Below are 12,479 nucleotides of genomic sequence, written 5' to 3' on the forward strand. Positions count from 1 at the left end.
GGGCCGTTCGCGATACCGGTGCTAGGGACGTGGCGCGGGGGCACTGGTCGCGGGAGCGGGCGCGGCCGGAGCAGTCGGGCCGGCGCCGGGGCCGCCGGGACCACCCGGGCCGTATCCCGGAGGCGGACCGTACTGGTAGGGCGGCATCATTCCGGGGCCCCCCGGGCCGCCGTACTGCCACGGTCCGGGGCCGCCCGGGCCACCGGGCTTCCACATCTGGCCGTGGTGATGGCGGCAGTGGTGGTTGTGATATCCGAAGATCATGGCGCCGGAAAAGAAGACGACCGACAAGATGAAGACGATTCCCGCCACGATCACCACCCACGCCGCGGCCGTATAGACCTTGGGTGGCTTGACCAGATGCGGCGGTGGGGGCGCAGCCGTGTCGACGGCCGCCGGCTGTATCCCGCGTTCAGGTGTTTCACTCATGGCTTGAATACTGCCCCTGAATGCAACTGCTGCAACAGATTCCGGCGACAAAGTTGCTGTGAATTAATCCGAATGCGATCAGCGAGCGGGTTGCGGCGAAACCACTGGTAGCCCGGCGCTCTGGTGAGCGCCGGGCCAGTGCGTGTGAATTAGTGGCCCCCCGGAGTCCTCCTATTACTCCGTGAGCATCTGAATGGTTGGGGTCTGGGCTACGGCGTGCGAGACGGCGCGACCGAGGACGGAACCTGGCTGGGCCCCGGAGCACCGGGGGTTACGGCCCCGGGTCCACCCGGCTGCTGGTTCGCACCGGGCCAACCCGGACCGCCGGGGCCACCCGGACCGCCGAATCGGTGGGGATGCACCATCGCGTGGTGCTTGTGGTGGTGGCCGTGGCCGTGGTGCCCGGTCGACTTACCGAGCAGGAAGCCGGTGAAGAAGATGACCGCGATGATGAACACGGTCCCGGCGGCGATGGCGACGTAAGCCGCGGCTTGGAAGACCCTGGGGGTCCGGTGGACGACGACTGGCTCGGCAGGCGCCGGTGCCGTTGCGGTCGAGGACCGCACAGTGGGGGTTTCAGATGTTTCACTCATGAGACAAATGATGCGGGGGTAAACAATGGTTCTGGCTATGCGCTACTTATGTAGCAGCTGTGAGCCGAAACCCCTGCTCAGCGGCTGAAACCGCCGGTATTCGGTCCCAGCTCGACGCCGAAATGGCCGACCGAGTGGGCGCCCAGCCTCGTCGGCGCCGAATGGGGGAAATGAACCAGTCGTCGCGCGGGCGGTTCGGCTCAGCTGAGTCGGCTGAGCAGGCGTTGTTTCTGCTCGTTGAACTCCTCGTCGGTCAGCAGCCCCGAGTCGCGCAGATCACCGAGTTTGCCCAAAAGCTCAGCGAATTCACGCATGTCGGAGGCGATACCGCTGATCTGGCCAGCCGCGGCGGACGGGCCCGGCGAGTATGGATGAGCAGCCGCCCCGACACGCTCACGGCGAGCCGGACTCACCGTGCCGTTGATCGCCTGGCCGGCGATGCTTGCCAGGGTCATCTCACCGAACACGGCAGCCGGGCCGGCGGCGAAGGCTTCCGGCACGGCGCCCAGGCCGGTCGCCGGCAACGCCAGCGTGGCCAATCGGAGCTGCGGTGCCGCGGTGGTCCAGCCGGGCGGCACCGATAACGCCCCGATCGTGGCGGCCTGTCCCAACCCTGCCGAGGCCGCCTGGCCGACGGTCCCCAACTGATCGAACCTGCCCAAGATCCGCATCTCGGCACCCGAGATTTGACGGGTGAGCGCATCCTGGTCGTCGGCGATTTCGCGGCCGGCGGCCTCGATCTCGGTATCGGCTTTCGCGGCGTCGGCCCATGCCCCCGACGCGGTACCCAATTCGCTCGTCGCGACACCCAGGCTCGCGGGCTCGAAGAACGTCGAAGGCGATATCAGGTCCAGGCTCTGCAGCGCGTCGAAGATTCCCGACGCGGGTGACACCGCGCCGGCTGTGGAGGTCGGGGACGAAGCAAGCGCCTGCAGCGTCGTGGGCACGTCCGAACTCAATTGCGCCAGCGCCGTCTGGGTCTCGGTGGCGGCCGACGTGGCCGTGGTCCGCGCGAGCGCGTCGGCTTGGTCGCTGTACCCGCCCGGGCGGGTACTTTGCGGTGACGGGGTGAACGGAGTCAGCGTCGTCGCGGCCGCCGACAGCCCGGCATAGCTGTACATCACCGCGGCGTCCTGTGCCCACATCTCGGCGTAGCCGGTCTCGGTGACGGCGATCGCCGGGGTGTTCTGCCCGAAAATGTTCGTCGCCACCAGCGCCTTCAGCGTGCTGCGGTTTGCCGCGATCACCGGCGGGGGCACCACCGCCGCAAACGCCACCTCGTACGCGGCCGCAGCCGCTTTGGCCTGACTGGCGGCCTGCTCGGCCTGGCCGGCAGCGCTGCGCATCCAAGCCACATAGGGAGCAGCAGCGGCCGCCATCGACGCGGATGCCAGACCCAGCCAGGGCCCGGCAACCAGCCCGGCGATCACCGATGTGTAACCCGCCGCCGCCATGTGCAACTCAGCGGCCAGCTCGTCCCAGGCCGCCGCAGCGGCCAGCAGCGAGCCCGCTCCAGGGCCGGCATACAACTGGCCAGAGTTGAATTCTGGCGGAATTGTTGCAAAATCCATTGCTGCACAACCTCCTAGCGCGGCGATCAGATGGACGGCGTACGGCCCTCTTCGCTGTATTAGTGCACAACAGGCACCAGTCCGCAGATCTCGCAAGCGTTCCGGGTCTGGGGCCACGGCGCCCGGCTGGCTCCAGCCGGGCCAGGCAACGCTTGCGGCGCACCACGGTTTTCGGGCTTCAGCGGGGGATCACCGCGCGTTCACCTCAGCCTTATTAGACACACGTTAGGGTGCCGAGCAAACGGTCGCTCTTAGCTCAAAAAAGGGATAAGGCATGGACTTTGGTTTGCTGCCGCCGGAGGTCAACTCGGGACTGATGTACACCGGGCCCGGCTCGGGGCCAATGCTGGCGGCGGCGGCGAACTGGGCGGCGGTGGCCGCACAGCTGGAGTCCGCCGCCGGCGGCTACTCATCGGAGATCGCCGCGCTGAGCGGGCGGTGGTCGGGCCCCTCGTCGATGAGGATGGTCGCCGCGGCGACCCGCCAAGTGACGTGGCTACACGTCAGTGCCGCGCAGGCTGCACAGACCGCCGCCCGGGCGTACGCCGCGGCAGCCGCCTACGAGGTCGCGTTCAGTATGACGGTGCCCCCGCCGGTCATCGTGGAGAACCGGATGCGGCTGATGGTGCTGGTCGCGTCGAACTTCTTCGGGCAGAACACCCCATCGATCGCGGCGACCGAAGCGCAGTATATGCAGATGTGGAGCCAGGACGCCGCGGCCATGTACGGCTATGCCGCCGCGTCCGAAACCGCCGGCACCCTGGAAGCTTTCGCCGAACCATCGCAGACCACCAACCCGAACGGCCAGGCCGACGCGGCCGCGCGGGCCGCTGCCGACGCAACCAGCGGCCGCGCGCAATCCTCGATCCAACTGGCTTCGTCGCAGGCGACTCAGGTCGCCTCGACCAACGTCCCTGTTGGTGATACCGTGACCGCGCCGGCCGGCAGCACCGTGACCCTGGAACCGGGCTCTGACGCCTACATCAGCAGCGGCAGTGTGACCGCTACACCCGGCACCGCGGTCGGCAGCGAATCCTCGATCATCCTCAACGCCGGTAGCAGCATCATCCTCAATTTCGACAGCGGCGCCATCACGTCGGACGGCGTCGTCTACCCCGCGGGTGCCACACTGACCGCCGGCGCCAATCCCGTCACGCTCGCCCCGGTCGCCGCCGGTCAGGCCGTCGAAGGCACGGTTGTCAGTGGCTCGGTAACCGTCCCAGGTAATGCCTCAGCGCTCAGTGTTGTCGCAGCCGTCGGCAATTCGGCCGTTACCGTCACGGTCGACGCAGGTGGCGCCACCATCACCAACCTGCAAGGCGTCGTTTCCATCACCACCACCCCGATCGCCAGCGTCTCGTCGAGCAGCGTCGGGGCGGCACCCGCGGCAGCGGCCACGCCGGGCCCGGCCGGGACGGCGGGGATCCAACCGCAGCTCAACCCGGCGGGACTCGCGGAATGGGTTCGGGGCATCTCCGGTGCCGACCTTGCCGCGGGTCTCGCCGAGGCGGCCGGCTGAGGACCTATTCCGGTTTGAACGGGTTCACCGCGAACTGGATCACCCGATACGGCGCGGACACCCGCGCGCGAGTGTCCCACTGGCTGACGAAGATTCGCAGCTCGTCGAGCGTGGAACCAGGCGATATGTAGCCGCCATATGGTTGCGCGAGCCGGTTGTCGGACGGCGGCGGCAGGCTCTCCGCCGGCTCGGGCCATTCGTCGTGCTGTACGACCGTGGTCACCGGCGCCTCGCCCAGCGACGTCGGGTCGTTGGCCACCCGGACCTCCATGTTGCCGTTGCTGGCGTTGAAGTAGGACAGCACTGTTTTTCCGTCGATCTGCCGGACGGACATCTCCCCTACCTGGTCGGGCCACAGCGGCGTCGGCGCCTTGTTCCAACCGCCGGTGGACCCGGCCGCCCAGCCCTGCCATCGCGAACGGTCCGTAAAGTTCTGCGGCGCAACCCGATACAGCACCACCGACTGACTGCGGGTGAAGCTGTTGGCCACGATATACACCCAGCCACTGGGCGAGTCACCGGTCGGAATCGGGTCGTAATACCCGCTGATCTGGGTCTGCGAACCACCCTGATAGGTGGCGTCGCGCTTCGACCCGGCTACTGTCTGCCATCCCCCGCGCGCCGCTTCGGCTACCACCAACCGAGAGTTCTGCGGCTTGAGATCCTTTGTCGTGGTGACCATCAGGTAGTTACGCCGGTTGATCTGCACGACTCCGGCGGGCAGTTGCGAATCCCCCGAAGGCGTTGGGTCGGCCAGCAGCGGCTTGGTGGTTCCGGTGACGCCGGTGTAGCGCACCCCGGCGGGATCGTCGACCGACGACGTGTCGACATGCAGCGCGATCGGCGCGTACCAGCCGCCGAACCCCACGCCCTGCCCGGCGAAGCTATCGCCGCAGACCTGCAGCAGTTCGGTCGGAAACTCCAGGAATTCGCAGAGATCAGTGGCGCCGACACCGTAATCGCCTGTAGGAGTGCCGGTTCCGGCCGTCGGACCCATTCGCAACACCTGGCCGGGCGCCAATGGCTGCACTATCGGCTGCGGGACAGGCGCCGGAGGATCGGCGCGTGCGATCGAAACAGCTTGCGGCCCAAGCAAAAACAGCGCAGTGAGCAGCGATACCCGCGCGCCGCTCACCCGCGGGTCACAGCTGCGCGGCGAGCAGCTCGGCGATCTGAATGGTGTTGAGCGCAGCCCCCTTGCGCAGGTTGTCCCCCGAGACGAACAGCGCCAGACCACGCCCGTCGGGCACCCCGGGGTCGTGGCGAATCCGGCCCACCAACGAGTCGTCGACGCCCGCGGCATCCAAAGCTGTTGGCACGTCGACCACTTTCACCCCAGGGGCGGCGCTGAGCAATTCTCGGGCCCGCTCGGGTGAGAGGGGCCGGGCGAACTCGGCGTTGATCGACAGGGAGTGACCGGTGAACACCGGAACCCGCACGCAGGTCCCGCTCACCAGCAGATCGGGAATGCCGAGAATCTTGCGGCTCTCGTGCCGTAGCTTCTGGTCCTCGTCGGTCTCCCCGGAACCGTCGTCCACCAACGAACCGGCCAGCGGCAGCACGTTGAAGGCGATCGGCGCGACATAGGTCTTCGGCGCCGGAAACTGCAGCGCATGACCATGGTGCACCAGCTGCTCGGCGTCGTCGATCACCGCGCGTGCCTGCGTCGCCAGCTCCTCGACACCGGCCAACCCGCTGCCGGATACCGCCTGGTAGCTCGACACCACCAGGCGCTGCAACCCAGCTTCCTCGTGCAGCGGCATCAGCACCGGCATCGCGGCCATCGTGGTGCAGTTCGGGTTGGCGATGATGCCCTTCGGCCGGTTGGCCGCATCGCGTGCGAAGTTCACCTCGGAGACCACCAACGGCACCTCGGGGTCCTTGCGCCAGGCCGACGAGTTGTCGATCACGGTCACCCCGGCCGCGGCGAACCGCGGGGCCTGCACCAGCGACATCGTCTTGCCGGCCGAGAAAAGCGCGATGTCCAGGCCGCTCGGATCCGCCGTCGCGGCGTCCTCGACCTCGATCTCCTGGCCGCGGAATTCCAGCTTGCGGCCCTGCGAGCGGGCGGACGCGAAGAACCGCACCGTGCTCGCCGGGAAGTCGCGCTCGTCCAGCAGGCTGCGCATCACCTGGCCCACCTGGCCGGTGGCGCCCACTACACCAATTGCGAGCCTATCGGCGCCCATATCTATCGACCCGTCCCCGCATACACCGTGGCCTCTTCCTCGCCGCCGAGGCCGAACGCCTCGTGCAACGCCACGACGGCCTTGTCTAGTTCGGTGTCGCGGCACAGCACCGAGATCCGGATCTCGGAGGTGGAGATCAGTTCGATGTTGACGCCCACCTCGGCCAGCGCCTCACAGAAGGTCGCGGTCACGCCGGGGTGGCTGCGCATACCCGCCCCGATCAGCGACACCTTGCCGATGTGGTCGTCGTAGAGCAGCTGGGTGAAGCCGATCTCGTCCTTGAGGGCGTCCAGCTTGGCCACCGCGGTGGGCCCGCTGTCGCGTGAGCAGGTGAACGTGATGTCGGTCTTGCCGTCCTCGACCTTGGACACGTTCTGCAGCACCATGTCGATGTTCACGTCGGCCTCGGCGACGGCCCGGAAGACGCGGGCCGCATACCCGGGGATGTCCGGGATGCCGACGACCGTCACCTTGGCCTCGCTACGGTCGTGGGCGACGCCGGTCAGAAGGGGGCTTTCCATGGATATGTCCTTGATCGATCCGACAACGACGGTGCCTAGCTTGTCCGAGTACGACGACCTGACGTGCACCGGAAGGTTGTAGCGACGGGCGTACTCCACGCAGCGCAGCATCAGCACCTTGGCGCCGCAGGCGGCCATCTCGAGCATTTCCTCGAAGGTCACGGTGTCGAGCTTGCGGGCGTTGGGCACGATGCGCGGGTCGGCACTGAAGATGCCGTCTACGTCGGTGTAGATCTCGCAGACGTCGGCGTGCAGCGCCGCGGCCAGCGCCACGGCCGTGGTGTCGGAGCCGCCGCGGCCCAGCGTGGTCACATCGCGACTGTCCTGGCTCACACCCTGGAAGCCCGCGACCAACACGACGTCGCCCTGCTCGAGCGCGGACTGCAATCGCGTCGGCGTGACGTCGATGATCTTCGCGTTGCCGTGCGTGCCGGTGGTGATCACCCCGGCCTGCGACCCGGTGAACGAGCGGGCGCGAGCCCCGAGCGATTCGACCGCCATGGCCACCAGCGCGTTGGAGATCCGCTCGCCGGCGGTCAACAGCATGTCCAGTTCGCGAGCCGGCGGCACCGGGCACACCTGCTGGGCCAGATCCAGCAGGTCATCGGTGGTATCACCCATCGCCGAGACCACGACGACGACGTCGTTGCCCTGTTTTTTGGTCTCGACGATGCGTTCCGCGACACGACGGATCCGATCGGCGTCGGCCACCGAGGATCCGCCGTACTTTTGTACGACGAGCGCCACTGTTTTCCTGCCTGCCCTTCCGCACCCACAGACGTGGTTCAAGTTCACAACAGGATACGTGGCGGCGCATCTTGTTTTTAGACCCGCTGGCGGGTGCCGCAGCCTGCGGTTTTGGGTTCGATTGGGCGTAGTTTTCGCCTGGGCACCGATCGCGGTAGAGTTCACAGCGTGCAGCGGGTGCTCCTTCTCGGACGCCGCGACGGGGTCTGATCCAGACCGGCTTCCCGTCGCGGGTGTTCGCGATGCGCCGGTCTGAAGTCCCTTCTGACACCCGGAGCAATAACCGTGACCAACTTTTCGCAGCCCGCCAACCCGGACGCATACACCTCAGCCCGCACCGTGACGAAGCCCGCGGGCCCGATCCGACCCGATCAGCCCGCGTGGAATCCGCAGCGCGGCTCGTCGATGCCGGTCAACCGATACCGCCCCTTCGCTGACGAGGTGGAGGCCATCCGGCTCGCCGACCGCACCTGGCCCGACCGCGTCACCAGCCAGGCACCGCTGTGGTGCGCGGTGGATCTGCGCGATGGCAACCAGGCACTGATCGACCCGATGAGCCCGGCCCGCAAACGCCGCATGTTCGACCTACTGGTTGCCATGGGCTACAAGGAGATTGAAGTCGGGTTCCCGTCGGCCAGCCAAACCGACTTCGACTTCGTGCGCGAGATCATCACCGACGGCGCGATTCCCGACGACGTCACCATCCAGGTGCTGACGCAATGCCGTCCGGAACTGATCGAGCGCACCTTCGAGGCGTGCCGCGGCGTGCACCGCGCGATCGTGCACTTCTACAACTCGACGTCAATCCTGCAGCGCCGCGTGGTATTTCGCGCCGACCGCGCCGCGGTACAGGCCATCGCCACCGACGGCGCGCGCAAGTGCGTCGAAGAGGCGGCCAAATACCCGGACACGCGATGGCGCTTCGAATACTCGCCGGAGTCCTACACCGGAACGGAATTGGAGTACGCCAAGCAGGTCTGCGACGCCGTCGGCGAAATCATCGCGCCGACGCCGGAGCACCCGATCATCTTCAATCTGCCCGCCACCGTGGAGATGGCGACACCCAACGTCTACGCCGACTCGATCGAGTGGATGAGCCGAAACCTGGCCAACCGGGAGTCGGTGATTCTGAGCCTGCATCCGCACAACGACCGCGGAACCGCCGTGGCGGCAGCCGAATTGGGCTACCAGGCGGGTGCCGACCGGATCGAGGGCTGCCTGTTCGGCAATGGTGAGCGCACCGGAAACGTGTGCCTGGTGACGCTGGGGCTGAACCTGTTCTCCCGCGGTGTGGACCCGCAGATCGACTTCTCCAACATCGACGAGATCCGCCGCACGGTCGAGTACTGCAACCAGCTGCCGGTGCACGAGCGGCACCCCTACGGCGGCGATCTGGTCTACACCGCGTTCTCGGGCAGCCACCAGGACGCCATCAACAAGGGCCTGGACCAGATGAAGGCGGACGCCGACGCCGCGGACACCGACGTCGAGGACATGCTCTGGCAGGTGCCGTATCTGCCGATCGACCCGCGCGATGTCGGGCGCACCTACGAGGCGGTGATCCGGGTCAACTCGCAGTCCGGCAAGGGCGGGGTGGCCTACATCATGAAGGCCGACCACGGCCTGGCCCTGCCGCGGCGGCTGCAGATCGAGTTCTCGCAGGTGATCCAGAAGATCGCTGATGGCGAGGGTGGTGAGGTGTCGCCGAAGGAGATGTGGGACGCGTTCTCCGAGGAGTACCTGGCGCCGATCCTGCCGCTGGAACGGATCAAGCAGCGCGTCGACGCCTCGGAGGAAGACGGCGGCACCACCCGGATCGCCGCGACCGTCAAGATCAACGGGGCGGAGACCGAGATCACCGGTGCCGGCAACGGTCCGCTCGCCGCGTTCGTCCACGCGCTGGGCGATGTCGGGTTCGACGTCGCCGTCCTCGACTACTCCGAACACGCGATGAGCTCCGGCGACGACGCGCAGGCCGCGGCGTATGTGGAGGCGTCGGTGGTCATGCCGATCGCGAGCGCGGCGCAGCCGGGGGAAGCGGGTCGGCATGCAAACGCCATGCCGATCGCGAGCGCGGCGCAGCCGGGGGAAGCGGGTCGGCATGCAAACGGCGAGCGCCGCACGGTGTGGGGGGTTGGCATCGCGCCGTCGATCACCACCGCGTCGCTGCGTGCTGTGGTGTCTGCGGTCAACCGCGCATCGCGCGGCTGACAACGGAGCGGGGCGGGCGGGCTCGCATATGGTCGCGAACCCTGCTCATGATGTCGCCGAGGTTGCTGACGTCGCCGTCTGACAGCGGATCGAACAGCAAACCGCGCACCACCTCGATGTGCCCGGGTAGCACTTTGGTGAGACGAGCCCGGCCCGCCTCGGTGATATCGACGATGGTCGCCCGCTGATCATGCGGACTGGCCGCGCGAGCGATAAGCCCCGCTTTCTCCAACAGTCCCGCCTGATGGGTGAGGCCGCTGCGGCTGTAGACCACTCTGTCCGCCAGATCGGTCATGGTCAGTTGCCCGTCGGCGTCGGCGAGGTGGGCCAGAATCTCGAACTGCACGTAGCTGAGATCGCCTTCGGCCTGTAGCTGCTGGCGCACCGCGTACTGAAGCAGGCTGACCGCCTCGGTGAGGGCGAAGTACGTCCGCATTTGCTCCGGCTTGAGTGGTTCGACCATGCCGCGATCGTACTGCTTCGATGTCGAAGCAAAGAGACGAAGGCCACAGTTATCTCGGGATTGCTTCGATCTCGAAGCAAGTTACTGCATGGGTAACTGCTTCAATCTCGAAGCAAACAAGGAACGGAGAAGATCATGAAGGCAGTGCTTTACCACCGGTACGGCAGCAGCGAGGTGCTGGAGTACTCCGAGGTCCAGCGACCGACTCCGGGCGCCGGCCAAGTTCTGGTGAAAGTGGCCGGGACGTCGTTCAATCCGGTCGACGCGGGCATCCGCGGCGGCTACCTGTCCGAGGTGTACGAGATCACCTTCCCGCACGTGCCGGGGATCGACGTCGCGGGCACGGTCGCCGAGCTCGGCGGCGGCGTAACAGGCTGGAGCGTCGGTGACGCGGTCGTGGCGTTGCTTCCGATGGATGCCGACGGTGCCGCCGCCGAGTACGTGCTGGCACCGGCGGAGGCGTTGGCGCCGGCGCCGCGGACCGGGAGCCTGGCGGATTCGGCCGCGCTGCCGACCGTCGGCTTGACGGCGTGGCAGGCACTGTTCGAGATGGCGGGCCTGCAGGCCGGGCAGACCATCCTGATCAACGGCGCGGGCGGAGCGGTCGGTGGCTACGCCGTCCAGCTCGCCAAACACGCCGGTGCCATCGTCACGGCTACCGCATCGGCGCGCAGCGCGGACCGGCTACGTGCATACGGAGCCGACCGGATCATCGGCTACATCGACTACACGCAGACACCGATCGCCGTCGCCGGGGGCCCGTTTGATGTGGTGTTCAACCTGGTGAGCACCACGCCCCAGGAAACCGAAGCGCTCGTCGACGTGGTCGCCGACGGCGGCTTCTACGTCGGCACCATGACGTCGGGGACGGAGGACACCGGCCGAAACGTCCGTGCGCAGCGGATATTCGTCCGCAGCGACGCGAGGCAGTTGGCCGACCTGGTCAGCCGGGTAGACGCCGGCCAGCTGCGCATCGACGTCGCCGAGCGTCGCCCGCTGAACCAGGCCGCCGCGGTCCACGAAGCCTCCGACGCCGGCCGGTTGCCGGGCAAGACCATCCTGTTGCCCGCCGATCGATAACCCGCGACGCGACCCGCTCCGCACCAATTGTGCCGAGCGGGTCGCTTACGCGGCGGGTGGATGTGGACCTCAGCGAATTCGCCCGGAGGTGCGGGCGCCGACCCGAGTCCAGATCAGCAACACGATCACAGCGCCGATAACGGACCCGATGAGTCCGGCGGGCTGAAAAAAGCCCTGCTCAGCATCCTTGTGGAAGAGCACATAGCCGAGGAAGCCACCGACGAACGAGCCGACGATCCCCAAGGCCATCGTCGACAGAATCGACATCGGCTGGTTGCCGGGAACCAGCAACCGCGCCAGCGCTCCGGCGACGAGCCCGACGACGAGGAGGGTAACGATAAGTCCGATCATGATGCGAGCCTTTCGCGTTGTGCCGCAAGCGGCGTTTCGTACCTGCGTGGCCGAGCGGATGCCCGACACATCTCCCAGACAACAACCCCAAAGGGTGGTGGCACTACACCCCTAGGGGGGTAAGTTCTACGCCCATGGCCGCTCGTAACGCAGAACCGATCACGGTGGCGCTGGTCGACGACTACGACGTCGTCGTGATGGGCGTGGCCAACATGTTCGACCGATACAAAGACCGCATCGTCGTCGCCGAACTGGACTCGAACATGTCCCTGGACGACACCGTCGACATCGTCATGTACGACTCGTTCGCACAGCCCGAATCGGATTACGACGAGATCGCCGAGCTGGCGGCGAATCCCCGTGCGGCCCGAGTTGTGGTGTACACCTGGAACTTTCACCCCGATCTGATTCGCCACGCGCGCGACAAGGGCGCCGATGGTTACCTGTCGAAGGCGTTGCCGGCTAGAGAACTGGTGGCAGCGTTAGAGGCGGTGCATGCCGGTGAGACGGTGATAAGCGAGGCTCCGCCGCGGGCGCGCAGCGCACTGGGTCTCGACTGGCCCGGACGCGGTGAAGGACTCAGCGACCGGGAGGCGGAGATCCTGGCGCTGATAACCCAGGGCAAGAGCAACGCCGAAGTGGCGCGGCTGACTTATCTCAGTCCCAACACCGTGAAGTCCTATATCCGAAGCGTTTACCGCAAGATCGGTGTGGCGAGCCGGACTCAGGCCGTGCTGTGGGGAGTCGACCACGGCTTTATGCCGGACCACCATCGCATCGAACACTGGCGCGGCGGACCCTGAGG

12 protein-coding genes are annotated in these 12,479 nt (G+C 67.0%); 4 read left to right on the forward strand and 8 right to left on the reverse strand.

Features of this window, described 5'->3' with window-relative positions:
• Nucleotides 1–21: 21 nt before the first annotated feature.
• From AC5Y5O_RS09495 to AC5Y5O_RS09505, 3 genes are all read right to left on the reverse strand, one after another.
• Nucleotides 22–429 carry a hypothetical protein gene (locus tag AC5Y5O_RS09495; protein WP_096290438.1) on the reverse strand — a complete coding sequence of 136 codons (408 nt, stop codon included), beginning with the start codon at nucleotides 427–429 and terminating at the stop codon, nucleotides 22–24.
• 209 nt (nucleotides 430–638) lie between these two features.
• On the reverse strand, nucleotides 639–1,022 hold the full coding sequence (locus tag AC5Y5O_RS09500) for a hypothetical protein (protein ID WP_243394200.1): 384 nt from the start codon (nucleotides 1,020–1,022) through the stop codon (nucleotides 639–641).
• Nucleotides 1,023–1,222: 200 nt separating this feature from the next.
• Nucleotides 1,223–2,593 (reverse strand): PPE family protein, SVP subgroup, encoded by a 1,371-nt coding sequence (locus AC5Y5O_RS09505; RefSeq protein WP_096290440.1) that lies wholly within the window; start codon nucleotides 2,591–2,593, stop codon nucleotides 1,223–1,225.
• A 274-nt stretch (nucleotides 2,594–2,867) separates the two neighbouring features.
• Here AC5Y5O_RS09505 and AC5Y5O_RS09510 point away from each other — a divergent pair, with 274 nt between their 5' ends.
• A complete protein-coding gene (locus tag AC5Y5O_RS09510; RefSeq protein WP_500024828.1) occupies nucleotides 2,868–4,112 on the forward strand; it encodes a PPE family protein in 1,245 nt (414 codons plus the stop codon).
• A 4-nt stretch (nucleotides 4,113–4,116) separates the two neighbouring features.
• Here the strand turns inward: AC5Y5O_RS09510 and AC5Y5O_RS09515 are convergent, their stop codons facing one another.
• The 3 genes from AC5Y5O_RS09515 to AC5Y5O_RS09525 are packed head-to-tail and all read right to left on the reverse strand — an operon-like array spanning nucleotide 4,117 to nucleotide 7,569.
• On the reverse strand, nucleotides 4,117–5,247 hold the full coding sequence (locus tag AC5Y5O_RS09515) for a DUF4185 domain-containing protein (protein WP_096290442.1): 1,131 nt from the start codon (nucleotides 5,245–5,247) through the stop codon (nucleotides 4,117–4,119).
• A gap of 7 nt (nucleotides 5,248–5,254) precedes the next feature.
• Nucleotides 5,255–6,301 carry an aspartate-semialdehyde dehydrogenase gene (locus AC5Y5O_RS09520; protein ID WP_096290443.1) on the reverse strand — a complete coding sequence of 349 codons (1,047 nt, stop codon included), beginning with the start codon at nucleotides 6,299–6,301 and terminating at the stop codon, nucleotides 5,255–5,257.
• Nucleotides 6,302–6,303: 2 nt separating this feature from the next.
• Nucleotides 6,304–7,569: an aspartate kinase gene (locus AC5Y5O_RS09525; RefSeq protein WP_096290444.1), complete on the reverse strand. Its 1,266-nt coding sequence runs from the start codon at nucleotides 7,567–7,569 to the stop codon at nucleotides 6,304–6,306.
• A 285-nt stretch (nucleotides 7,570–7,854) separates the two neighbouring features.
• On the opposite strand from AC5Y5O_RS09525, the gene leuA reads away from it, so the two are divergent.
• Complete coding sequence (gene leuA, locus AC5Y5O_RS09530) at nucleotides 7,855–9,780, forward strand: 2-isopropylmalate synthase (protein WP_096290445.1); 1,926 nt, start codon at nucleotides 7,855–7,857, stop codon at nucleotides 9,778–9,780.
• Here the strand turns inward: leuA and AC5Y5O_RS09535 are convergent.
• A complete protein-coding gene (locus tag AC5Y5O_RS09535; RefSeq protein ID WP_096290446.1) occupies nucleotides 9,758–10,243 on the reverse strand; it encodes a MarR family winged helix-turn-helix transcriptional regulator in 486 nt (161 codons plus the stop codon). The genes leuA and AC5Y5O_RS09535 overlap by 23 nt on opposite strands.
• 135 nt (nucleotides 10,244–10,378) lie before the next feature.
• On the opposite strand from AC5Y5O_RS09535, the gene AC5Y5O_RS09540 reads away from it, so the two are divergent.
• Complete coding sequence (locus AC5Y5O_RS09540) at nucleotides 10,379–11,323, forward strand: NADP-dependent oxidoreductase (RefSeq protein ID WP_096290447.1); 945 nt, start codon at nucleotides 10,379–10,381, stop codon at nucleotides 11,321–11,323.
• A gap of 69 nt (nucleotides 11,324–11,392) precedes the next feature.
• On the opposite strand, the gene AC5Y5O_RS09545 is transcribed toward AC5Y5O_RS09540, so the two are convergent.
• Entirely contained in the window at nucleotides 11,393–11,674 is a 282-nt protein-coding gene (locus AC5Y5O_RS09545) for a GlsB/YeaQ/YmgE family stress response membrane protein (protein WP_096291424.1), read from the reverse strand.
• 134 nt (nucleotides 11,675–11,808) lie between these two features.
• Here AC5Y5O_RS09545 and AC5Y5O_RS09550 point away from each other — a divergent pair, with 134 nt between their 5' ends.
• Nucleotides 11,809–12,477 carry a LuxR C-terminal-related transcriptional regulator gene (locus tag AC5Y5O_RS09550; protein ID WP_096290448.1) on the forward strand — a complete coding sequence of 223 codons (669 nt, stop codon included), beginning with the start codon at nucleotides 11,809–11,811 and terminating at the stop codon, nucleotides 12,475–12,477.
• The last annotated feature ends 2 nt before the right edge of the window (nucleotides 12,478–12,479 follow it).

It is taken from the genome of Mycobacterium sp. NGS40 (genome assembly GCF_059812735.1).

Bases quoted from the DNA above. Each gene is read 5' to 3' on its own strand.
- AC5Y5O_RS09495 (WP_096290438.1), bottom strand. From the start codon at position 429: ATGAGTGAAACACCTGAACGCGGGATACAGCCGGCGGCCGTCGACACG.
- AC5Y5O_RS09500 (WP_243394200.1), bottom strand. From the start codon at position 1,022: ATGAGTGAAACATCTGAAACCCCCACTGTGCGGTCCTCGACCGCAACG.
- AC5Y5O_RS09505 (WP_096290440.1), bottom strand. From the start codon at position 2,593: ATGGATTTTGCAACAATTCCGCCAGAATTCAACTCTGGCCAGTTGTAT.
- AC5Y5O_RS09510 (WP_500024828.1), top strand. From the start codon at position 2,868: ATGGACTTTGGTTTGCTGCCGCCGGAGGTCAACTCGGGACTGATGTAC.
- AC5Y5O_RS09520 (WP_096290443.1), bottom strand. From the start codon at position 6,301: ATGGGCGCCGATAGGCTCGCAATTGGTGTAGTGGGCGCCACCGGCCAG.
- AC5Y5O_RS09535 (WP_096290446.1), bottom strand. From the start codon at position 10,243: ATGGTCGAACCACTCAAGCCGGAGCAAATGCGGACGTACTTCGCCCTC.
- AC5Y5O_RS09540 (WP_096290447.1), top strand. From the start codon at position 10,379: ATGAAGGCAGTGCTTTACCACCGGTACGGCAGCAGCGAGGTGCTGGAG.
- AC5Y5O_RS09545 (WP_096291424.1), bottom strand. From the start codon at position 11,674: ATGATCGGACTTATCGTTACCCTCCTCGTCGTCGGGCTCGTCGCCGGA.
- AC5Y5O_RS09550 (WP_096290448.1), top strand. From the start codon at position 11,809: ATGGCCGCTCGTAACGCAGAACCGATCACGGTGGCGCTGGTCGACGAC.